Source organism: Acidovorax sp. DMC1, assembly GCF_056314325.1.
The window spans coordinates 329929-352816 of record NZ_JBQUYO010000001.1; the positions used below are offsets into that span (position 1 = coordinate 329929).

At 66.0% G+C, this 22888-nt stretch carries 18 protein-coding genes; 14 read left to right on the top strand and 4 right to left on the bottom strand.

Going from position 1 to position 22888, the window contains the following annotated elements; translation table 11 throughout:
- Positions 1-82 precede the first annotated feature (82 nt).
- Together ACT531_RS01535 and ACT531_RS01540 are read right to left on the bottom strand one after the other, a co-directional pair.
- On the bottom strand, positions 83-880 hold the full coding sequence (locus ACT531_RS01535) for a general secretion pathway protein GspB (protein WP_476016245.1): 798 nt from the start codon (positions 878-880) through the stop codon (positions 83-85).
- Between the two features lie 5 nt (positions 881-885).
- Positions 886-2667 carry an ExeA family protein gene (locus tag ACT531_RS01540; RefSeq protein ID WP_476016246.1) on the bottom strand — a complete coding sequence of 594 codons (1782 nt, stop codon included), beginning with the start codon at positions 2665-2667 and terminating at the stop codon, positions 886-888.
- A 181-nt stretch (positions 2668-2848) separates the two neighbouring features.
- Here ACT531_RS01540 and ACT531_RS01545 point away from each other — a divergent pair, with 181 nt between their 5' ends.
- From ACT531_RS01545 to ACT531_RS01585, 9 genes are all read left to right on the top strand, one after another.
- Positions 2849-4795, top strand: a complete 1947-nt coding sequence (locus ACT531_RS01545; protein ID WP_476016247.1) for an AMP-dependent synthetase/ligase — start codon at positions 2849-2851, stop codon at positions 4793-4795.
- 35 nt (positions 4796-4830) lie between these two features.
- Positions 4831-5616: an ABC transporter ATP-binding protein gene (locus tag ACT531_RS01550; RefSeq protein ID WP_015012351.1), complete on the top strand. Its 786-nt coding sequence runs from the start codon at positions 4831-4833 to the stop codon at positions 5614-5616.
- Between the two features lie 15 nt (positions 5617-5631).
- Positions 5632-6561 (top strand): branched-chain amino acid ABC transporter permease, encoded by a 930-nt coding sequence (locus ACT531_RS01555; protein ID WP_015012350.1) that lies wholly within the window; start codon positions 5632-5634, stop codon positions 6559-6561.
- 153 nt (positions 6562-6714) lie between these two features.
- Positions 6715-7791: a branched-chain amino acid ABC transporter permease gene (locus ACT531_RS01560; protein ID WP_015012349.1), complete on the top strand. Its 1077-nt coding sequence runs from the start codon at positions 6715-6717 to the stop codon at positions 7789-7791.
- Between the two features lie 126 nt (positions 7792-7917).
- Positions 7918-9246 (top strand): ABC transporter substrate-binding protein, encoded by a 1329-nt coding sequence (locus tag ACT531_RS01565; protein WP_110961605.1) that lies wholly within the window; start codon positions 7918-7920, stop codon positions 9244-9246.
- A 222-nt stretch (positions 9247-9468) separates the two neighbouring features.
- The gene (locus tag ACT531_RS01570) at positions 9469-10281 is read left to right on the top strand and encodes an ABC transporter ATP-binding protein (RefSeq protein ID WP_015012347.1); all 813 of its coding nucleotides are present in this window, start codon (positions 9469-9471) and stop codon (positions 10279-10281) included.
- Positions 10282-10509: 228 nt separating this feature from the next.
- Positions 10510-11757 carry a phenylacetate--CoA ligase family protein gene (locus ACT531_RS01575; protein ID WP_476016248.1) on the top strand — a complete coding sequence of 416 codons (1248 nt, stop codon included), beginning with the start codon at positions 10510-10512 and terminating at the stop codon, positions 11755-11757.
- A gap of 391 nt (positions 11758-12148) precedes the next feature.
- Complete coding sequence (locus ACT531_RS01580; protein ID WP_476016249.1) at positions 12149-13135, top strand: tripartite tricarboxylate transporter substrate-binding protein; 987 nt, start codon at positions 12149-12151, stop codon at positions 13133-13135.
- Between the two features lie 346 nt (positions 13136-13481).
- Positions 13482-14477, top strand: a complete 996-nt coding sequence (locus tag ACT531_RS01585; protein ID WP_476016616.1) for a Bug family tripartite tricarboxylate transporter substrate binding protein — start codon at positions 13482-13484, stop codon at positions 14475-14477.
- A 111-nt stretch (positions 14478-14588) separates the two neighbouring features.
- Here the strand turns inward: ACT531_RS01585 and ACT531_RS01590 are convergent, their stop codons facing one another.
- Together ACT531_RS01590 and ACT531_RS01595 are read right to left on the bottom strand one after the other, a co-directional pair.
- A complete protein-coding gene (locus tag ACT531_RS01590) occupies positions 14589-14903 on the bottom strand; it encodes a DUF1840 domain-containing protein (RefSeq protein ID WP_056059719.1) in 315 nt (104 codons plus the stop codon).
- Between the two features lie 9 nt (positions 14904-14912).
- On the bottom strand, positions 14913-16199 hold the full coding sequence (locus ACT531_RS01595) for a class I SAM-dependent methyltransferase (RefSeq protein WP_309827031.1): 1287 nt from the start codon (positions 16197-16199) through the stop codon (positions 14913-14915).
- Between the two features lie 113 nt (positions 16200-16312).
- On the opposite strand from ACT531_RS01595, the gene ACT531_RS01600 reads away from it, so the two are divergent.
- Genes ACT531_RS01600 through ACT531_RS01620 form a run of 5 tightly spaced genes read left to right on the top strand, consistent with a single transcriptional unit; the run spans position 16313 to position 22886 of the window.
- Positions 16313-18664, top strand: coding sequence for a bifunctional salicylyl-CoA 5-hydroxylase/oxidoreductase (locus tag ACT531_RS01600; RefSeq protein ID WP_476016250.1), 2352 nt, complete (start codon positions 16313-16315; stop codon positions 18662-18664).
- Between the two features lie 6 nt (positions 18665-18670).
- Complete coding sequence (locus ACT531_RS01605) at positions 18671-19162, top strand: MarR family winged helix-turn-helix transcriptional regulator (RefSeq protein WP_146870129.1); 492 nt, start codon at positions 18671-18673, stop codon at positions 19160-19162.
- The gene (locus ACT531_RS01610) at positions 19159-20013 is read left to right on the top strand and encodes an enoyl-CoA hydratase family protein (RefSeq protein ID WP_121422113.1); all 855 of its coding nucleotides are present in this window, start codon (positions 19159-19161) and stop codon (positions 20011-20013) included. Before ACT531_RS01605 ends, ACT531_RS01610 begins: the two co-directional genes overlap by 4 nt.
- 4 nt (positions 20014-20017) lie before the next feature.
- On the top strand, positions 20018-21214 hold the full coding sequence (locus ACT531_RS01615) for an acyl-CoA dehydrogenase family protein (protein ID WP_476016251.1): 1197 nt from the start codon (positions 20018-20020) through the stop codon (positions 21212-21214).
- A 4-nt stretch (positions 21215-21218) separates the two neighbouring features.
- Entirely contained in the window at positions 21219-22886 is a 1668-nt protein-coding gene (locus ACT531_RS01620; protein ID WP_476016252.1) for an AMP-binding protein, read from the top strand.
- The last annotated feature ends 2 nt before the right edge of the window (positions 22887-22888 follow it).

Below are 22888 nucleotides of genomic sequence, written 5' to 3' on the forward strand. Positions count from 1 at the left end.
GCCGCCCATGCAATTGCTATAAATCAGATAGCTATCAGCGCATATTGCACTAGCGCTACCGGCCGATTTCGCCCAAATACTGCTATTGCGACGCCAGCCCGTACCGGTAGCCCTTGAACGACCAGATGGTGCGGCCGGGCTCGATCTTCTCCAGCAACAGGCCCGGCCCGGCCGGGTCTCCTTCGTGCAGCACCTGGCCGTTGACGATGGCCATGCGGTACACCGGGTTGCTGGAATAGGTGACCCCAGAAATCTTGAGTGACGGCAGCTGCGCCCGCACGGCCTCGGGCAGATCGGCTTGCGCAAACACGGTGCCGGTCGCGGCCGGGGATGCAGCAGGAGCGGGGTTGGCCAAGGCTACGTCTGCAGCACGCGGCGCGGGGGCTGCGGACGTGCGCTCGCGCGGGGCGGGCGCAGCAGGGCGCGGCCGCTCGGGGTCGGCGGCAGGGGAACGCGGCGCTACGGAGGGGCTGGGCGCGGGCCGCTCCCGCTGCGGTGCCGCCGCGCGCGGCGCGGGTGCCGGAGGGGGCGTTACCGCTGGCGCCACGGCAGGGGCCGGTTCCGGGGAGGCCACGGCAGCGGGTGGCGCCGTGGACGCTACCGCCGGCATGGACGGAGCCACGGCCGCAGGAGTAGCAGGCGCTGCAGCCACCACGACGGCACCCGCAGGCACCGGCCGCTGCAAGACCCACCAGGTGCCGCCAGCCGCTACGGCGGCCACAGCAACCACCGCCACAGCCACCAGCACCGGGCTGATGAATGACCGCCCGGCCACCGGCACGGCACCCGGCACAGGCACCGCCGGGGTATGGATGCCGGGCACGGCGCCACGGCCCCGTTCGGCTTCTGCGCGCCGCAGCGCGTCAAGGATGTAAGACACTGGGTTCAGCCTCCGGTGCGCAAGCGCGGTTCGCTCACGCCGTTGACACGGTTGAGCAGCATGAGGGTCAAGGGCCCCGCCCGGCCGTCCGGGGTCACCCCCTGGGCCAGCTGGAAGCGCTGGATGCGTGCCTGGCGCTGGGCCGGCGTGGTCGTACGGCCCGCAGCCGGTGCGCCAACGCGCGAGCCACCGGCCGCAGTCGTCGCCAGCTGCTGGTCCAGCCAGGCGGCGCCGGCAGCGGTCTCCGCCAGGTCGCCCTTGTCGGGCATGTCGGGCGGCGTGCGCCACAGCGTGGCCATGTCGCCACGCCACACCTGCGCCAGCTCGGCCACCGGCACGCGCACCGCACGGCCCGCGCCTTCGAGCGTGGCCATGTCGCCGTCCAGACGGCGCAGCACGGCCGAGACGGCCACATCGCCCTCTTCGGACGGAAACAGCGTGAGCAGCACCGGGCGATCGATCTGCCGCACCAGGTTCAGGCCCGCGCGGCGGTTGCGGTAGCAACGCAGGCCGTCGCGCGGCAAGGTGGCGCAGGCATCGGCCCCGTCGGCCACGCTGGCCCCCCAGGCCGAGGCCAGCGCCTGCCAGGCCGCGTTGTCGCTGGCGGGCAGTGCGGCCACAAACTGCTGCAGGTCCGACATGGCCACCGGCGCCGCGACGCGCGGGGCCGAAGCCCCTGCCGCGGGCGCCGTGGGTGTTGTAACCGCTGCAGTGCTGGCAGCACTGCTGGGCGGGGTACTGGGCGGGGTACTGGGCGGGGCGCTGGATGGCGCGCTGGCAGATGTTTGGCTGGCCGTGGCGCCCGCAGGCGCGGTGGATGACACGACGCCCTGCCGAGACCATTGCGGCCAGGTCCCCAGTGCCCAGCCGCCCGCCACCAGCGCGGCACCCGCCGCCACACCCAGGCCGGCCACCGCCCAGCGGGGCCACTGGCCCCGGGCGCTGCGCGCTGCAGCGGCCGACGCGGGTGCATCAAACACCTCAGCCGCCGCACGCTGGACGATGCGGGCACTGACCTCGCGCACCCCGGCCGCGTAGGCGCCCAGCAGCGCCCGGTCGCACAGCAGGTTGATGCGCCGGGGAATGCCGCGCGACAGCGCATGCACCCGCCGCAGGGCGCTGCGACTGAAGGGCAGCGGCCCTTGCAGGCCCGCCACGGCCAGGCGGTGGGCGATGTATTGCTGGGTTTCCTGCGCGCTCAGCGCATCGAGGTGAAAGCGCGCAATCACGCGCTGGGCCAGTTGCTCCAGCGCAGGGCTGGCGACCATGGTGCGCAGCTCGGGCTGGCCGATGAGGATGATCTGCAGCAGCTTGCGCTCGCTGGTTTCCAGGTTGGTCAAGAGGCGCAGCTGCTCCAGCACATCGGCCGACAGGTTCTGCGCCTCGTCAATGATGAGCACGGTGTTGCGCCCGGCGCCATGCGCCGCGAGCAGCGATGCATTGAGCGGGTCGATGTAATCCTTGACCGTTTCCACCCCGGCCACCGAGGGCTGGTGCGGCACACCAAACTCATCGCAGATGGAGCGCAGCAGCTCGCCCACCGTGAGCTTGGGGTTGAAGATGTAGGCCACGTTGCAGTGCGACGGGATCTGCTCCAGAAAGCAGCGGCACACCGTGGTCTTGCCCGCACCCACCTCGCCCGTCAGCAGCACAAAACCGCCGCCCGCATCCAGGCCGTACAGCAGGTGCGCCAGCGCCTCGCGGTGCCGCTCGCTCATGAACAGGTAGCGGGGGTCGGGGGCGATGGAGAACGGCGGGTGCTGAAGGCCGAAGAACGGGGCGTACATGCCCCGGAGGATACCGCCCGCCCGTGGGCAGGGTTTTACCCACCCAGGAGTTACCCCTAAATTGTCGTCGGCAAGACAAGATGGCGTCAAAGTGGGTCCTAGCATTCCCCCATCGCGCAATCACAAGCTTGCGCGCCCGGCAGTCACCGGGCTGACACCTTCTCACTTTCAGGAACCTGCAATGTTGACCACGTTCCCGCAACTGCTGCTCAAGCACGCCGCCGAGCGCCCCGAGGCCCCGGCCCTGCGCGAAAAAGAATATGGCATCTGGCAAACCCACAGCTGGGCAGACCTGGTGCGCCTGGTGGAACAGGTGGCCGCCGGCCTGCACCTGGCGGGCCTGAAGCGCCACGAGCACATGGTGGTGGTGGGAGCCAACCGCCCCCGCCTGTACGCCACCATGCTGGCCGCGCAGTCGCTGGGCGCCATCCCCGTGCCGCTGTACCAGGATGCGGTGGCAGCCGAATGCATCTTCCCGCTGAACAACGCCGAGGTGCGCTTCTGCCTGGTGGAAGACCAGGAGCAGGTGGACAAGCTGCTCGAAATCCGCGAGCAGTGCCCGCAGATTTCCAACATCTACTTTGACGACCCGCGCGGCCTGCGCAACTATTCGGAGCCCGGCCTGGCCTCGCTGGACGCCCTGATCGAATCTGGCAAGGCCTTTGCGGCAAAGAACCCCGGCTGGTTCAAGGCCGAGGTGGCCAAGGCCCAGCCCGGCGACGTGGCCGCGATGTTCTTCACCTCGGGCACCACGGGCAATCCCAAGGGCGTGGTGCACACCCACAGCACGCTGCTGGACCGCGCCAGCGCTGGCGCCGAATTTGACAAGCTCACCAGCAGCGAAGAGGTGCTGGCCTACCTGCCGCCCGCCTGGATCGGCCAGAACATCTTCAGCTATGCGCAGTGGCTGGCCTGCGGCTACGTGGTCAACTGCCCCGAGTCGGCCAGCACCGTGACCATCGACCTCAAGGAAGTGGGCCCCACCTACTACTTTGCACCGCCGCGCATTTTTGAAGGCCTGCTGACCAGCGTGATGATCCGCATGGAAGACGCGGGCGCCTTGAAGCGCAAGATGTTCGAGGCCTGCATGCGCGTAGCCAAGCGCGTGGGCCCGGCCCTCATGGACGGCGAACCCGTGGGGACGCTGGACCGCATCAAGTACGCGCTGGGCAACGTGCTGGTGTACGGCCCGCTGCGCAACAACCTGGGTTTCAGCCGCGTGCGCGTGGCCTACACGGCGGGCGAGGCCATTGGCCCGGACCTGTTCACCTTCTACCGCTCCATCGGTATCAACCTCAAGCAGCTGTACGGCTCCACCGAGACCGCCGTGTTCGTGTGCCTGCAGCCCGACAACCAGGCCCGCGCCGACACGGTGGGCGTGCCGATTCGTGGCGTGCAGATCAAGGTGGCCGACAACGGCGAGATCATGGTCAAGTCGGCCGGGTTGCTCAAGGAGTACTACAAGAACCCCACAGCCACGGCCGAGGTGCTGACGGCGGACGGCTGGTACCACACCAGCGACGCAGGCTTTCTGGACGCGCACGGCCACCTCAAGATCATCGACCGCGTGAAGGACGTGGGCCGCATCATGGGTGGTGCCAACGACGGTGCCATGTTTGCGCCCAAGTACGTGGAGAACAAGCTCAAGTTCTTCCCACACATCAAGGAAGTGGTGGCCCTGGGCGACAAGCGCGAGAAGGTGTGCGTGATGGTCAACATCGACTTCGACGCCGTGGGCAACTGGGCCGAGCGCCGCAACTTGCCCTACGCCGGCTACACCGACCTGGCGCAAAAGCCCGAGGTCTACGAGCTGATCCGCGAATGCATCGAGAAGGTGAACGCCGACCTGGCGGGCGACAGCATGCTGGCTGGTAGCCAAGTGAGCCGCTTCCTGGTGCTGCACAAGGAGCTGGACGCCGACGACGGCGAACTCACCCGCACCAACAAGGTCCGTCGGGGCTTCATTGCCGACAAGTACGGCGTGCTCGTCGATGCGCTGTACGCAGGCCGCACCGAGCAGTACATCGAGACCCAGGTCAAGTTCGAGGACGGCCGCACCGGCAGCGTGAGCGCCACGCTCAAGATCTCGGACGCCAAGACCTTCACACCCGTCAAGACCGCCGCATGAAACCCGCGCTCTACCCGCTGGAGAAGCCCCCCACCATGACCACCAAAAAGATCGGCGACGTCATCCTCGACGTCAAGAACATCAGCCTCCGGTTTGGCGGGGTGAAGGCACTCACCGACATCTCGTTCAACGTGAAAGAGCACGAGATCCGCGCGATCATCGGCCCCAATGGTGCGGGCAAAAGCTCCATGCTTAACTGCATCAACGGCGTGTACACACCGTCCGAAGGCTCCATCACCTTCCGGGGCAAGACCTTTGACCACATGAACTCGCGCCAGGTAGCCGAGATGGGCGTGGCGCGCACGTTCCAGAACCTGGCGCTGTTCAAGGGCATGAGCGTGATCGACAACATCATGACCGGCCGCAACCTCAAGATCAAAAGCAACCTGCTGATGCAGGCGCTGCGCATCGGCCCGGCAGAGCGCGAGGAAATCCGCCACCGCGAGTACGTCGAACACATCATCGACTTCCTCGAAATCCAGGCCTACCGCAAGACCCCCGTGGGCCAGCTGCCCTACGGCCTGCAAAAGCGCGTGGACCTGGGCCGGGCCCTCGCCATGGAGCCGCAGGTGCTGCTGCTCGATGAACCCATGGCCGGCATGAACGTGGAAGAGAAGCAGGACATGTGCCGCTTCATCCTGGACGTGAACGACGAGTTCGGCACCACCATCGTGCTCATCGAGCACGACATGGGCGTGGTGATGGACATCAGCGACCGCGTGGTGGTGCTGGACTACGGCAAGAAGATCGGCGACGGCACGCCCGACGAAGTGCGCAGCAACGAAGACGTGATCAGTGCCTACCTCGGCACCTCGCACTGATCAGGAGAACAACTCATGGCATTCTTTCTCGAAACACTGATCGGCGGCCTCATGGCCGGCATGCTGTATTCGCTGGTGGCGCTGGGCTTTGTGCTGATCTACAAGGCCTCGGGCGTTTTCAACTTTGCGCAGGGCGCCATGGTGCTGTTCGCAGCCCTGGCCATGGCCCGCTTTGCCGAGTGGATTCCGCAGTGGACCGGCATCACGAACCCCATCGTGGCCAACCTGGCGGCCTTTGTGATTGCCGGCGCCATCATGTTTGTGGTGGCCTGGCTGATTGAGAAGCTGGTGCTGCGCCATCTGGTGAACCAGGAGGGCGCCACGCTGCTCATGGCCACGCTGGGCATCACCTACTTCATGGAAGGCCTGGGCCAGACGCTGTTCGGCAGCAACATCTACAAGATCGACGTGGGCATGCCCAAGGACCCGATCTTTGCGCTGGAGTCCATGTTCCAGGGCGGCATCCTGATCAACAAGGAAGACGTGATTGCCGCCGCCATCGCCGCCGCGCTGGTGGCCCTGCTGTCGGTGTTCTTCCAGAAGACCTCCACCGGCCGCGCCCTGCGTGCCGTGGCCGACGACCACCAGGCAGCCCAGTCCATCGGCATCCCGCTCAACCGCATCTGGGTGATCGTGTGGTGCGTGGCGGGCGTCGTGGCCCTGGTGGCCGGGATGATCTGGGGCAGCAAGCTGGGTGTGCAGTTCTCGCTGACCACCGTGGCGCTGCGAGCCCTGCCCGTGGTGATCCTGGGCGGCCTGACATCGGTGCCCGGCGCCATCATCGGCGGGCTGATCATCGGTGTGGGCGAGAAGCTGTCGGAGGTGTACCTGGGCCCGTATGTGGGCGGGGGCATCGAAATCTGGTTTGCGTATGTGCTGGCGCTGGTGTTCCTTCTCTTCAGGCCTCAGGGCTTGTTTGGGGAAAAAATTATTGATCGCGTATGAAATACGAGACCAATAATTTTTCGAAGGAGGCACAACGCGCGCAGCGCGTTGTCAGCGGTGCCGCAAGCTCCGCGTGGCACCGCAGGTGCGCCCCCGTGCAAAAGATCCTTGATCGCACTTAACCCATAACAACAAGAACACAGGAGACACACCATGCTCTACCGCGAAAACGGCCAGTTCAAGACCAGCTACCGCGCCGACCAGCAGATCTTCCCGATCGCGCAGGACCGCCTTGCCATCGGCATCATCCTGGCCATCGCCTTCATCGCCGTGCCCATGCTGGCCAGCGACTACATCTTCCGCGCCATCCTGATCCCCTTCGTCATCATGGCGCTGGCAGCCCTGGGGGTGAACATCCTCGTGGGCTACTGCGGGCAGATCTCGCTGGGCTCGGGCGCCTTCATGGCCGTGGGGGCCTATGGAGCCTACAACTTCTTTGTGCGCTTTCCGGGCATGCCGCTGATTCCGGCGCTCATCCTGGGCGGGTTGTGCGCCACGTTCTTCGGCATCCTGTTCGGGCTGCCCAGTCTGCGCGTCAAGGGCCTGTACCTGGCGGTGGCGACGCTGGCCGCGCAGTTCTTCAGCGACTGGATGTTCCTGCGCATCAAGTGGTTCACCAACAACTCCGACTCGGGCTCGGTGTCGGTCACCAACCTGCAGGTGCTGGGCATGCCCATCGAAAGCGCCACCAGCAAATACCTCTTCTGCCTGGCCATCCTGGTGGTGGTGGCCCTGCTGGCCAAGAACCTGGTGCGCGGCGCAATTGGCCGCGAGTGGATGGCCATCCGCGACATGGACGTGGCCGCCGCCGTGATCGGCATCCGCCCCATGTACGCCAAGCTCAGCGCGTTTGCCGTCAGCTCCTTCATCGTGGGCATGGCCGGTGCGCTGTGGGCCTTTGTGCACCTGGGCGCCTGGGAACCTGCGGCGTTCTCGGTGGAAGTGTCCTTCCGCCTGCTGTTCATGGTGATCATCGGCGGGCTGGGTTCGATCATGGGCGGCTTCTTTGGCGCGGCCTTCATCGTGGTGCTGCCCATCGTGCTCAACCAGTTCCTGCCCGCCTTCATGGGGCTGTTTGGCATCGAGGTGTCCACGGCGGGCGTGTCGCATGCCGAGCTGATGATCTTCGGTGCGCTGATCGTGTGGTTCCTGATCGTGGAGCCCCATGGCCTGGCCAAGCTCTGGTCCACCGCCAAGCAGAAGCTGCGCCTGTGGCCCTTCCCGCACTGATCAGACCGCGCTGCAGGAAACCCCTTACTCGCAAGTCCCGATACGAGCCTGTTGCATTGCCGCGTTAACTGTCTGTCTGTCGTGTTTTTTCCCGTGCTTCAACACATTCATCCAAAGGAGACATCCATGAAGCTTTCGAAAATCGTGATCGCCGCTGCGGTGGTTGCTGCCGGTGCCTCGTCCATCGCGACGAACGCCTTCGCACAAGCCAAGGAGCAGTTCTTCCCGCTGCTGTCGTACCGCACGGGCCCCTACGCACCCAACGGTGTGCCATGGGCCAACGGCAAGCAGGACTACATCAAGATGATCAACGCCCGCGACGGCGGCATCAACGGTGTGAAGCTCACTTTTGAAGAATGCGAAACGGGCTACGCCACCGACCGTGGCGTGGAATGCTACGAGCGCCTGAAGAGCCGTCCCGGCGTCTCGCTGTTCGACCCCCAGGCCACCGGCATCACGTTTGCGCTGACCGAAAAAGCCCCCGTGGACAAGATCCCGCTGATGACGCTGGGCTACGGCCTGTCGGTGGCGCAGGACGGCCAGGCGTTCAAGTGGAACTTCCCCTTCATGGGCAGCTACTGGACCGGCGCTGACATCCTGATCCAGCACATCGGCAAGGCCAATGGCGGCCTGGACAAGCTCAAGGGCAAAAAGATCGCGCTGGTGTACCACGACAGCCCCTTCGGCAAGGAGCCCATCCCGCTGCTGCAGGAGCGCGCCAAGATGCACGGCTTTGAGCTGCAGATGCTGCCCGTGACCGCCCCCGGCGTGGAACAAAAAGCCACCTGGCTGCAAGTACGCCAGAGCCGTCCCGACTACGTGCTGCTGTGGGGCTGGGGCGTGATGAACTCCACCGCCCTGAAGGAAGCCCAAGCCACGGGCTACCCCCGCGACAAGATGTACGGCGTGTGGTGGGCCGGTGCCGAGCCCGATGTGCGTGACGTGGGCGAAGGTGCCAAGGGCTACAACGCACTGGCGCTGAACACCTCGGGCCAGCAGCCCAAGGTGATCCAGGACATCCTGAAGCACGTGCACGACAAGGGCCAGGGCACGGGTCCCAAGGACGAAGTGGGCTCGGTGCTGTACACGCGCGGCGTGATCATCCAGATGCTGGCCGTCGAGTCGGTGCGCCGCGCCCAGGAGCGTTTTGGCAAGGGCAAGGTCATGACCGGCGAGCAAGTGCGCTGGGGCATGGAAAACCTGGCCCTGGACCAGAAGAAGCTGGACGCGCTGGGCTTTGGCGGCGTGATGCGTCCGCTGTCCACCAGCTGCGCCGACCACATGGGCTCCACCTGGGCGCGCGTGCACACCTGGGATGGCAGCAAGTGGAACTTCTCGTCCGACTGGTACCAGGCCGATGAGCAGATCCTGAAGCCCATGGTCAAGGCCGGTGCGGACAAGTACCTGGCCGACAAGAAGATGACGCGCCGCGACGCAGCGGACTGCCAGAGCTAAGTACATCCCCCTGAGCGGCTTTGCCGCTTCCCCCTTCTCTCTTAGTGCTTCGCGCTGCGGGAAGGGGGACAACGCCAGCGCGGCGGGGCGGCCCTTGCGCGGCGTTCCTCGCTAAGGCCGCGACAGTTTTTACGGCCAGTGAACAGCGGTTGCTTTTTTTGGCAGCCGCCAATCCAAAGGGTTGACCCACAGCCTTTTGGATTGGTACAGGAAGGCAAGACCATGGACTCCAACAGCAACATCGTTCTCAACGTCAACGGCATCGAAGTCATCTATAACCACGTGATCCTCGTGCTCAAGGGCGTCTCGCTGCAGGTGCGCGAGGGCAGCATCGTGGCCATCCTGGGGGGGAACGGGGCGGGCAAGACGACGACCTTGCGCGCCATCTCCAACCTGCTGCAGGGAGAGCGGGGCGAGGTGACCAAGGGCAGCATCGAGCTGCGTGGCGAGCGCATCGAGAACCTCTCGCCCGCCGACCTGGTGCAGCGCGGTGTGGTGCAGGTGATGGAGGGACGGCACTGCTTTGCCCACCTGACCATTGAAGAGAACCTGATGACGGGCAGCTACACCCGCACCAGCAAGGCCGAGATCGCGGCCAACCTCGAGAAGGTCTACAACTACTTTCCACGCCTCAAGACGCGCCGCACCTCGCAGGCCGCCTACACATCGGGCGGCGAGCAGCAGATGTGCGCCATCGGCCGCGCGCTCATGGCCAACCCCAGCATGGTGCTGCTCGATGAACCCTCCATGGGCCTCGCGCCGCAGATCGTGGAGGAGGTGTTCAACATCGTGAAGGACCTGAACACCAAGGAGAAGGTCACCTTCCTGCTGGCCGAGCAGAACACCAACATGGCGCTGAAGTATTCGGACTACGGCTACATCATGGAAAGTGGCCGCGTGGTGATGGACGGCGCTGCCAGCGACCTGGCCAACAACGAGGACGTCAAGGAGTTCTACCTGGGCGTGGGCGGCGGCGAGCGCAAGAGTTTCAAGGACGTAAAGAGCTACAAGCGGCGCAAGCGCTGGTTGGCCTGACATGTCCCCTGTGGCGCTGCGCGCCTTCCCCCTCAGGGGGAGGCACCCGGTGGCCTGGCAGAGCCAGTTCCACGGGTGCGCTGGCCTTCGGCAGCGCGGGCGACCAGGGCAGTAATCCTTTTCAGACGCTGAACGAATTCACTCTTAATTTCATAGCTGCTTGCGCTTTATGGATAAGCGCTAGAGGCTGATTTCATTCAAAACCACCTTCTCACAAGGAACCCAGGCATGAGCACGTTCTATGACGCCCTGGAAACGCGCAGCCCCGCCGAGCGCGAAGCGGCCTTGATGGCGGCGCTGCCGCAGCAGATCGCCCATGCCCAGAAGGCGTCGCCCGCCTTTGCCAGCATCCTGGCGGGCGTGGATGCATCGGCCGTCACCAGCCGCGCGGCGCTGGCGCAACTGCCCGTCACGCGCAAGTACGAGCTGCTGGAGCGGCAGCAGGCGAGCCGCGCGGCCAATGTGTTTGGCGGCTTCAGCGCGCTGAACTTCGGAGCCGGCATGACCCGCGTGTTCGCCAGCCCCGGCACCATCTACGAGCCCGAGGGCACACGGCGCGACTACTGGCGCATGGCGCGCGCGATCCACGCGGCGGGCTTTCGCAGCGGAGAGCTGATCCACAACAGCTTCAGCTACCACTTTGTGCCTGCAGGTTCGATGATGGAGACCGGCGCTCACGCTCTGGGCTGCACCGTGTTCCCCGGCGGCACCGGCCAGACCGAGCAGCAGGTGCAGGCCATGGCCGAGCTGAAACCGGCGGGCTACATCGGCACGCCCAGCTTTCTGAAAATCATTGTCGAGAAGGCCGCCGAGATGGGCGTGGCCCTGCCCACTGTCACCAAAGCGCTGGTGTCGGGCGAGGCGTTTCCGCCCTCGCTGCGCGACTGGTTTGCCGAGCGTGGCATCGCGGGCTACCAGTGCTATGCCACGGCCGACCTGGGCCTGATTGCGTATGAATCCTCGGCACGCGAAGGCCTTGTGCTGGATGAAGGCGTGATTGTCGAGATCGTGCGCCCCGGCACCGGTGACCCGGTGCCCGAGGGCGAAGTTGGCGAGCTGGTCATCACCACGCTCAACCCCGACTACCCGCTGGTCCGCTTTGGCACCGGCGACCTGTCCGCCGTGCTGCCCGGCCAGTGCCCCACCGGTCGCACCAATACGCGCATCAAGGGCTGGATGGGCCGGGCCGACCAGACGACCAAGGTGCGCGGCATGTTTGTGCACCCTGGGCAGATCGCCACCATTGCGCGCCGCTTTCCGCAGGTTCAGCGCGCCCGGCTTGTGGTCAGCGGCGAAATGGCCAACGACCAGATGGTGTTGCAGGTCGAAACCACCGAGACCGCCGAGGGCCTGGCCCACCAGCTCAGCGACGCGATCCGCGAAGTGACCAAGCTGCGCGGCGAGGTGCAGATGGTGCCCCCTGGCACACTGCCCAACGATGGCAAGGTGATCGAAGACGCGCGCAGCTACAAATAGCTCTTTCAGCAGTTACGCCCGCCTGAATGTGCGCATGCGCGCACTGGCAGGCGACTTGGGCGCCTGTTGACGATCTCGCTGCGCAGGCCAGGGCGCAGTGCCTGACCGCACGGGCGATGTGCGTATGGCATGCAAAAGATGTGTGTGCACATCAATCGATCAGACAGGGCATCCGGCCTTGCGACAGCGCAAAACAAGGCCATTTCGCACACGGGGGCACCGCAGTGTTTACCCTAACATTTGCTATCTATTGAGTAGCATTCAGGGCAATAAATACCGGCGCTACCGGGCCATTTGGCTTAAAAACCATGCGGCCTGTGTGCTACGTACTATCCGCAATGTTGGCGGAAATGCCCCTCGCTATCATGGCCCGTCATTTACAGGAGCACCCATGAAAACAACGCTGAAACTCGCCCTCGTCGCTGCCGCTGCAGTGCTTGCCTTTGGCGCCCACGCGCAGGACTTCCCCGCCAAGGACAAGACGGTCACCATCGTGGTGCCCTTCGCCGCCGGTGGCCCCACCGACCGCGTGGCCCGCGACCTGGCCGAAGCGCTGCGCAAGCCTTTGGGCGCCACCGTGGTGGTGGACAACACCGCCGGTGCAGGCAGCTCCATTGGCGCCGCCCGCGTGGCCCGTGCAACGCCCGATGGCTACACCCTGCTGCTCAACCACATCGGCATGTCCACCATGCCCGCGCTGTACCGCAAGCTGTCGTTCAGCGTGCCCAACGACTTTGAATACCTGGGCATGGTTAACGAAGTGCCCATGACGCTGATTGCTCGCCCCACGATGCCAGCCAACAACTTCAAGGAGTTGACGGCCTGGATTCAGCAGAACAAGGGCAAGATCAACCTGGGCAACGCCGGCCTGGGCGCTGCCTCGCACCTGTGCGGCCTGATGTTCAAGGCAGCGCTGCAGACCGATATGACCGATGTGCCCTACAAAGGCACGGCCCCTGCCATCACCGACCTGATCGGCGGCCAGATCGACCTGCTGTGCGACCAGACCACCAACACCACCAGCCAGATCGAAGGCAAGAAGGTCAAGGCCTATGCCGTGACCACCTCCAAGCGCCTGACCACCCCTGCGCTCAAAGACCTGCCCACCCTGGCGGAATCGGGTCTGAAGGACTTCAACGTGAGCATCTGGCACGGCCTGTACGCCCCCAAGGGCACGCCAGCCGATGTGCAAAAGAAGATCAACGAAGCGCTCAAGGCCGCTCTGAAGGACCCAGAGTTCATCAAGAAGCAGGAAGCCCTGGGCGCTGTGGTCATCACCGACAAGCGCATTGAAGGCCCTGAGCACAAGAAGTTCGTGGCCGCCGAGATCGACAAGTGGGGCGCCGTCATCAAGGCCGCAGGCACCTACGCGGACTGATCCTCTCGCACCCGGTAGGGCTCTGAACGCAGCCCTGCCAGCACCTCCCCAAAGCCGCCACGTCGCACGACGTGTTGCGGCTTTTTTCATGGGCGCGGGTGGGCTGTTGAACGGACCGTGCGCGCGATATTGCGGGCTGCAGATGCCCTGCGCCACCAGGATTGGGGTTATCCATCTGCCCCCACTGCGCCAACGCGCGTAGAACCCCAGCAGACCTTTCTCTTCTCCCCGACATCAAGGATTGATCTCCATGGCACGCACTCCCCTCCGCGCACCCACGCGCTCATCCGACTCATCGGATGCCGCAACCGCTTCGCATCCACTCCGCGCGCGTCGTCGCCAGGTGATGGCCCTGGCCGCCAGCGCCGTTGCGCTGGCCTGCGCGGCGGCGCTGCTGCCCACCATGGCGCGCGCCCAGGGCGCATGGCCCACCAAGCCGGTACGCATCGTGGTGCCCTTTGCGCCCGGTGGCACCACCGACATCCTGGCCCGCGCCATGGCGCCCGAGCTGTCCAAGGCCTTCGGCCAGCAGTTCATCGTGGACAACCGTGCCGGCGCCGGCGGCAATGTGGGCGCGGAGATCGTCGCCAAGTCGCCCGGCGACGGCTACACGCTGTTGATGGGCACCGTGGGCACCCACGGCATCAACCGTGCGCTGTACGCGAAGCTGCCGTACGACCCCATCAAGGACTTTGTGCCCATCACCATGGTGGCGGCTGTTCCCAATGTGATGGTGATGAATGCCGACAAGGCCAAGGCCCAGGGCATTCACAACGTGCAGGATTTCATCCGGGTGGCCAAGGCCAACCCCGGCAAGATGAACATGGCCTCCAGCGGCAACGGCACGTCGATCCATCTGGCTGGCGAGCTGTTCAAAAGCATGACCGGCACCTTCATGCTGCACCTGCCCTACCGTGGCTCGGGCCCGGCGCTCATGGACATGGTGGCGGGCAATGCGGACGTGATGTTCGACAACCTGCCCTCGTCCATGGCGCAGATCAAGGCCGGCAAGCTCACCGCGCTGGCCGTGACCAGCTCCGAGCGCTCGGGCGCCCTGCCCGATGTACCCACCGTGGAGCAAGCGGGCGGCCCCACACTCAAGGGCTACGAAGCCAGTTCCTGGTTCGGCCTGCTGGCCCCGGCGGGCACACCCGCCGACATCGTCAACCGCATCCAGCAGGAAGTCGCCAAGTCACTGGCCACGCCCGCCATGAAGGAGCGGCTGCTGGCACAAGGCGCCATCCCCGGCGGCAACACCCCGGCCGAATTTGCCAAGCACATCGACAACGAACACAAGAAGTGGGCGCAGGTGGTGAAGACGTCGGGGGCCAAGGTGGATTGATGGTTGGCGCCACCGCATCAGCCGTGGCGCGAGCATGGGCTGCGACGCCTGCGGACCGCACGCAGCCAGGCCTGACAAGGCTGGTGAGCGGCAGACGCACCTGCGATCAGGTCACACACCCCACACCACATCCACGTCCGCCGCAGCACTGCGCTTGAGCATCTCGATGAACGGCGCAGCACGCTGGCGCAGGCGCACGGCCTCGTTGATTTCTTCAGCCGCAGCCTCATCGTTTTCCTGGGCTTCGGGCTGGGCTTCGTCGGCGATCACGGCCGCCTCCAGCGCGGCAATGGCGCCGGGGATCTGGGCAGCGGTCACGATGCCGCTGGCGCCAGGTGTCTTGCCGATGATGGTCACGATCTGGCGCCCCTGGGGTTCGAGCATGATCAGGTCGGCGGTGGCGCGGGATTTGAACTTGTAGAGCATGGTCAAGGCCTATCGGAAGAGGTTGCCGGGGTCCGCATACATGTAGTCGCGGGTGAACGGATAGCTCGATTGTGCGCCGGGCAAAAGGCCTCTGGCCGTGTCGCCATCCGGCTTGACGGCCAGTATCTGGTGCAGCGCCATCCACCCACGTTCAAAACCCAGGGCGCTGCCCGCAAGGTACAGGCGGTACGCACGCAAGACCTTATCACCCTGCTCCTCCCCTCCTTGTGCGACCAGCACCTCACGGGCTGCAGGCAATCGGGCTTCGAGCCCGTCGGACCACGCCCACAGCGTGCGCGCATAGTGCGGGCGCAGGTTCTCGGTGTCCACCATCTCCAGGCCCGCGCGCGCCATGTCGTGCAACACCGCGCTCACATGCAAAAGCTCGCCGCCGGGGAAGATGTATTGCTCGATAAAGTCACCCATGCCTGCGCCCAGCTGCGCGTTGTCTGCGCCTCCGGCCGTGATGCCGTGGTTCAGCACCAGCCCGCCCGGGCGCAGCAGGCGGGCCACGGTTTCAAAGTAACGCAGCATCTGTGCGCGGCCCACATGCTCGAACATGCCTACCGAGGCGATCTTGTCGAAGGGCTGCTCCACCTGCAGCTCGCGGTAATCCACCAATTGCATGCGCACGCGCCCCTGCAGCCCACGCTCTTCAATGCGCCGCTGCACATGCGCATGCTGGTTGCGCGACAGCGTGATGCCTGTGGCATCCACGCCGTAGTGCTCAGCCGCCCACAGCAGCAGGCCACCCCAGCCCGCGCCAATGTCCAGGAACCGGTCGCCGGGCTGCAGCTGCAGCTTGCGACAGATGTGGTCGATCTTGGCCTCTTGTGCCTGGGCCAGTGTCAAGTCGGGCGATCGGTAGTAGGCACACGAATACACGCGGCGCGGATCCAGCCACAGCGCGTAGAAGTCGTCCGACAGGTCGTAGTGAAACTGCACATGGCGCGCGTCGTGCGCCAGCGTATGCGACGCCATGGACCGCGCGCGTGCCAGCACCCGCCGCCACCAGCCGTGGTGTTGGTCGCGGGCCGGGTCGCGGGTCAACAGGCCCGCAGCGGCGGCCATCAGGTCGCGCATGCCGCCTTCCAGCGCCACACGCCCCTCGACGATGGCAGCCCCTACATTGCCGATCTCGCCCGTGGCCAGCGCCACCAGGGCCATGCGGTCGCGAAAGCGCAAGGTGACGGCGGGCTCGGGCGCGCCCAGTTGCTGGCCCGCAGGCAACTGGACCGCCATCGGCACCGGCAAGGCCGCCAGCCGCCCCTCCAAGGTGTGCAGCAAGTGCTTCATACGGCGCATCTTGAAAAATTTGCTGCACTGCGTCAACACCCCGCAATGGCATCAGGGGTTTCGCCGGGAAGGCCCCATTGACAGTATTTTGTTTAAGCCTAAACTATTTTGGCATGAACATCCTCTGCATTGGCGGTGGGCCCGCCGGTCTCTACTTCGCACTGCTCATGAAGCAGCAAAACCCCGCGCACCGCGTCACGGTGGTCGAACGCAACCGGCCGTTCGACACCTTCGGATGGGGGGTGGTGCTGTCGGACCAAACGCTGGCCAACCTGCAGGCGGCAGATGCGCCCACGGCAGCCCTGATCGGCGACGCGTTCAACCACTGGGACGATATCGAGGTGTTCTTCAAGGGGCGCAGCGTGCGCTCCACCGGCCACGGCTTCTGCGGCATTGGCCGCAAGCGCCTGCTCAACATCCTGCAGGACCGGTGCCTGGCGGTGGGCGTGGAGCTGGTGTTCGAAACCGACGTGGCCGACGACCAGGCGCTGGCTGCGCAGTACAACGCCGACCTGGTCATTGCCAGCGACGGCCTCAACAGCCGCATCCGCACCCGCTACGCAGCCACCTACCAGCCAGACATCGATCTGCGCCAGTGCCGCTTCGTATGGCTGGGCACCAAGAAAAAGTTCGACGCTTTTACGTTTGCTTTCGAACAGACCGAGCATGGCTGGTTCCAGGCGCATGCCTACCAGTTCGATGCCGACACCTCCACCTTCATCATCGAGACACCCGAAGCGGTGTGGAAGGCGCACGGCCTCGACCAGATGGAGCAGCCCGAGGCCATTGCATTCTGCGAAAAGCTGTTCGCCAAATACCTGGACGGCAACGCGCTCATCAGCAACGCCACACACCTGCGCGGCTCGGCCAACTGGATCCGCTTTCCGCGCGTGATCTGCAACACCTGGGTGCACCGCGAAGCCATCGGCGGGAAGCAGGTGCCCATCGTGCTGATGGGTGACGCGGCGCACACCGCACATTTCTCGATTGGCAGCGGCACCAAGCTCGCACTGGAAGACGCCATCGACCTCGCCAACGAATTCGCCACGGGTTTGCCGATTGACGAGGTGCTGCAGCACTATGAAGCGCGCCGCAGCGTGGAGGTGCTGAAGATCCAGAACGCCGCGCGCAACAGCACCGAGTGGTTTGAGAACGTGGCGCGCTACGCCGGCATGCCCGTGGAGCAGTTCACGTACTCGCTGCTCACGCGCAGCCAGCGCATCAGCCACGAGAACCTGCGGCTGCGCGATGCCGCGTGGCTGGAGGGCTATGAGGCCTGGCTCGCGGGTGGCAAGGCCGCGATTCCGCCCATGCTCACGCCGTTCACTTTGAAGGGCCTCACGCTCAAGAACCGCATCGTTGTCTCGCCCATGGCCACCTACAGCGCGGTCGAGGGCGTGCCGCAGGACTTCCACCTGGTGCACCTGGGCGCTAGGGCCCTGGGCGGCGCCGCGCTGGTGATGGTGGAGATGACCAGCCCCACGCCCGAGGGCCGCATCACCCCCGCCTGCCCCGGCCTGTGGAACGACGCACAGCAAGCCGCCTTTGCGCGCATCGTGAACTTTGTGCACGGCAGCAGCACGGCCAAGATCGGCCTGCAGCTGGGCCACAGCGGTCCCAAAGGCTCCACGCGTGTCGGCTGGGAAGGTACCGACGAGCCCCTGGAGGCCGGCAACTGGCCCCTGCTGGCCGCCAGCCCCGTCGCCTACGGCGCGCAGAACCAGACACCTGCCGCCATGACCCGCGCCGACATGGACCGCGTGACCGCCGCTTTTGTGGACAGCGCCCGCCGCGCCGTGGCCTGCGGCTTTGACTGGCTGGAGCTGCACTGCGCACACGGCTACCTGCTGGCCAGCTTCTTGAGTCCCGCCACCAACCAGCGTACCGATGCATACGGCGGCAGCCTGGAGAACCGCTGCCGCTACCCGTTGGAGGTGCTGACCGCGCTGCGCGCCGTGTGGCCGGCCGACAAGCCGCTCTCCGTGCGTATCTCGGCCCACGACTGGCTCCCTGACGGAAATACTGCCGACGACGCCATCGCCATTGCGCGCTTGTTCAAGGCGGCAGGCGCGGACCTGATCGACGTGTCCTCCGGCCAGACCACACGCGACTCGCGCCCGGTGTATGGCCGCATGTACCAGACGCCGTTTGCCGACCGCATCCGCAACGAGGTGGGTATTGCCACCATGGCGGTGGGCGCGATCACCGAGGCCGACCACGCCAACAGCATCATCGCGGCCGGCCGCGCCGACCTGTGTGCCATTGCCCGCCCCCACCTGGCCGACCCGGCGTGGACGCTGCACGCCGCCGCGCAGCTGAGCCCCGTGGCCGCAGCGCACACCGACTGGCCGGTGCAGTATCACAGCGGCCGCGACCAGATGCTGCGCGAAATTTCCAAGCAAAAGCAGGCACAAGCGCTAGTGAATCAAGCGCCAGCAGCTACAAAAATAGAAGCAATCGAGTAAACCACCATGGACCTCGAAGCCCGCCTGCACGGCGCCGCCCCCAGCGAACATCCCGAAGCCCTGCGCCTGTGGCTGCGCCTGCTCACTTGCACCCAGCTCATCGAAAAGCAGGTGCGCAGCCATCTGCGCGCGCAATTCGACACCACCTTGCCTCGCTTCGACCTGATGGCGCAGCTGGAGCGCGCGCCGGACGGCATGAAGATGAAGGAACTCTCGCGCCGCATGATGGTGACGAGCGGCAACATCACCGGCATCACCGACCAGCTCGTAGTCGAAGGCCTGGTGGAGCGCCTGGACGTGGAAGGCGACCGCCGCGCGTACCTGGTGCGCCTCACGCCGCAGGGCCGCGAGCAGTTCAACACCATGGCGCGCCAGCACGAGCAATGGATCGTCGAGGCCTTCGCCACGCTGGGCGAGCGCGACATCGCCACCTTGTACCGCCTGCTGGGCAAGGTGAAAGAACACACACAAAACAATTCTTTGGAGACAGCCGAATGAAACACTTCATCGGGGCGAGCAACCCCATGCGCGAGCAGTTCAACCCAGAGGCCCGCTACGTGGCCGAGCATTTCGCATGGAGCTTTGATGCTGGCGTGGGCACCGTCACGCTCAACCGGCCCGACCGCAAGAACCCGCTCACCTTCCAGAGCTATGCCGAGCTGCGCGACTTCTTTTACGCGCTGCGCTTCGCCACCGATGTGAAAGCCATCGTGGTCACGGGTGCGGGCGGCAACTTTTGCTCGGGCGGCGACGTGCACGAGATCATCGGCCCGCTGACCACCATGACCATGCCCGAGCTGCTGGAGTTCACGCGCATGACGGGCGACCTGGTCAAAGCCATGCGCGCCTGCCCGCAGCCCGTGCTGGGCGCCATCGACGGCATCTGCGCCGGAGCGGGCGCGATGATGGCGCTGGCCTGCGACATGCGCTACGGCACCGAGGCCACCAAGACCGCGTTCTTGTTCACCCGCGTGGGCCTGGCCGGCGCCGACATGGGCGCCTGCGCACTGCTGCCGCGCATGATCGGCCAGGGCCGCGCCAGCGAGCTGCTGTTCACCGGCCGCGCGATGACAGCGCACGAGGGTCTCGCCTGGGGCTTCTTCAACGATTTGTATGAGAGCGCTGACCTGCTGGCGAACGTGCAGGCCACCGCGCGCGCGCTGGCCGACGGCCCCACCTTCGCCCACGGCATGACCAAGACCATGCTGAGCCAGGAGTGGAGCATGACCATCGAGCAGGCCATCGAAGCCGAAGCGCAGGCCCAGGCCATCTGCATGCAGACCGAAGACTTCCGCCGCGCCTACGAAGCGTTCGCCGCCAAGCAAAAGCCCGTGTTCCAGGGAGATTGAACCCATGCACGTCGCAACGCCCCCCGCACCTCGCCCGCCCTCCACGGCGCACCTGGCGCTGCCCTTTTTTGACGATGCCCACCGCGCGCTGGCCGAGGGCCTGGTGCCCTGGGCTGCCGCGCAAGAGGTGGATGAAACCGACGACCGCGCCGCCTGCCGCGACTGGGTGCAGCGCCTGGGCACGGGCGGCTGGCTGCGCTACTGCGTGCCCGCCGCGCACGGCGGCGCGCTGCCTGCGCTCGACTCGCGCGCGCTGGTGCTGCTGCGCGAGACCCTGGCCTACCACTCGCCGCTGGCGGACTTCGCGTTTGCGATGCAAGGACTGGGCAGCGGTGCGATCACGCTGGCGGGTAGCCCCGCGCAGCAGGCGCACTACCTGCAAGGCGTGGCGCGTGGCGAACTGATTGCTGCGTTTGCGCTGAGCGAGCCCGAGGCGGGGTCAGATGTGGGCGCTATGCAAACCATAGCTGCCAGCACAGATTCGACTAGCGCTACAGGCACTTTTTGCTTGAACGGCACCAAAACCTGGATCAGCAACGGCGGCATCGCCGACTTCTACTGCGTGTTCGCCAAGACCAACCCGAGCGGCGGCACGCGAGGCATCAGCGCCTTCATCGTCGATGCGAACACGCCGGGCCTGGACGCCTCGCGCCATATCCATGTGATGGCGCCCCACCCACTGGCCACGCTGCAGTTCACCAACTGCAACGTGCCCGCCACCGCGCTGCTGGGCGACGAGAGCGGCGGCTTCAAGCTGGCCATGCGCACGCTCGACATCTTCCGCGCATCGGTGGCCGCCGCCGCACTGGGCATGGCGCGCCGCGCACTGGCCGAGGCGGTGCACCACGCCCGCCAGCGCCGCATGTTCGGCCAGACGCTGGCGGACTTTCAGCTCACGCAGGCCAAGATCGGCGAGATGGCCGCGCTGGTGGACAGCGCCGCGCTGCTCACCTACCGCGCGGCCTGGCTGCGCGACACGGGCCAGGCGCGCGTGACTGCCGAAGCGGCGATGGCCAAGATGACCGCCACTGAAAACGCCCAGCGCGTCATCGACATGGCGCTGCAGCTGCACGGCGGGCGCGGCGTGGAAGTGGGCAGCAAGGTCGAATCGCTGTACCGCGACATCCGCTCGCTGCGCATTTACGAAGGCGCCACCGAAGTGCAGCAGCTCATCATCGGTAAGGCCGTTTTGCAGGAGTAATCGCATGAAAGCCCCCTCCGCCCAGCCCGACCATTTCGTGCACGACCGCATGCCTGCACCCGAGGCCTGGCCCACACTGCGCTACGACCTGCCGGAGCTGCAGATCGCCAACCAGGCCAACCTGGTGCAGACGCTGTTCGACCAGGCCGAACGTGCGGGTCACATCGACCGCCCCCTGTTGCGCGGCCCGCACCGCACGTATACCTACCGCGACGCCCGCACCGAGGCCGCGCGCATTGCCGAGGTACTGACGCAGGACCACGGCCTCGTGCCCGGCAACCGCGTGCTGCTGCGCGGCGGCAACACGGTGGAGATGGCGCTGGCCTGGCTGGGTACCGTCTATGCGGGGCTGGTGGCGGTGGCCACCATGCCGCTGCTGCGCGCGGTGGAGCTGGGCAGCATCATCGACCGCGCCCAGCCCACGCTGGCACTGTGCGACGGCCGCCTGCTGGCCGAGCTGCAGGCCGCGCAGACGCAGCACCCCGTGCTCGTCACCATCGTGCCCTTCCACACAGCGCCGGATGCCGCCGACCTGCTGCAGCGCGCGCAGGGCAAGCCCGGCACCACGCCGCCCTGCCCCACGTCGGCGGACGACATCGCGCTGATGGCGTTCACCTCGGGCACCACAGGTTCCCCCAAGGCGGCCGTGCACACGCACCGCGATGTGCTGGCAGGCTGCGAGGCCTGGCCGCGCCATGTACTCAAGGCCACACCCGATGACATCGTGGCGGGCTCGCCGCCGCTGGCGTTCACCTTTGGCCTGGGCGGCTTGCTGGTGTTTCCGATGTGGGCCGGGGCCAGCGTGTACTTCCCCGACCAGCCCTACACGCCCGAAACCATGGTGCGGCTGATGCGCGATGCGGGCGTGACCATCTGCTACACCGCCCCCACCTTCTACCGGCAGATGGCACCCTTTGCCAAGCAGATCGGCCTGCCCCAGCTGCGCACCAGCGTGAGCGCGGGCGAGGGCCTGCCCGACGCCACACGCCAGCTGTGGAAGGAGGCGACCGGCCTGGACATGACGGACGGCATTGGCGCCACCGAAATGTTCCACATCTTCATCTCTTCGCCCGGCGGTGAGAGCCGGCGCGGCGCCATCGGCAAGGTGGTGCCCGGCTACACCGCCAAGGTGGTGGACGACGATGGCAATGAGCTGCCACGCGGCACCGTGGGCAAGCTCGCGGTGATCGGCCCCACGGGCTGCAAGTACCTCGACGACCCGCGCCAGGCCAAGTACGTGAAGGATGGCTGGAACTACCCCGGCGATGCGTTCACGCAAGACGCGGACGGCTACTTCTTCTACCAGGCGCGCGACGATGACATGATCATCACCGCCGGCTACAACGTGGGCGGCCCCGAGGTGGAAGACGCCCTGCTGCGCCACCCTGCCGTGGCCGAGTGCGGCGTGATCGGCGTGCCCGACGAGGAGCGCGGCATGGTGGTCAAGGCCATCTGCGTCTTGAAGCCCGGCCACACGGGCGATGCCGCCATGGTCAAGACCTTGCAGGACCATGTGAAGGCCACCATCGCCCCGTTCAAATACCCACGCGTGGTGGAGTTTGTGACCGCCCTTCCGCGCACCGAAACCGGCAAGCTGCAGCGCTTCAAGCTGCGCCAGGGTGCGGCCGCATCACCCTCCGCCGGATCGCCCACTTCAACAAAAATAACATGACG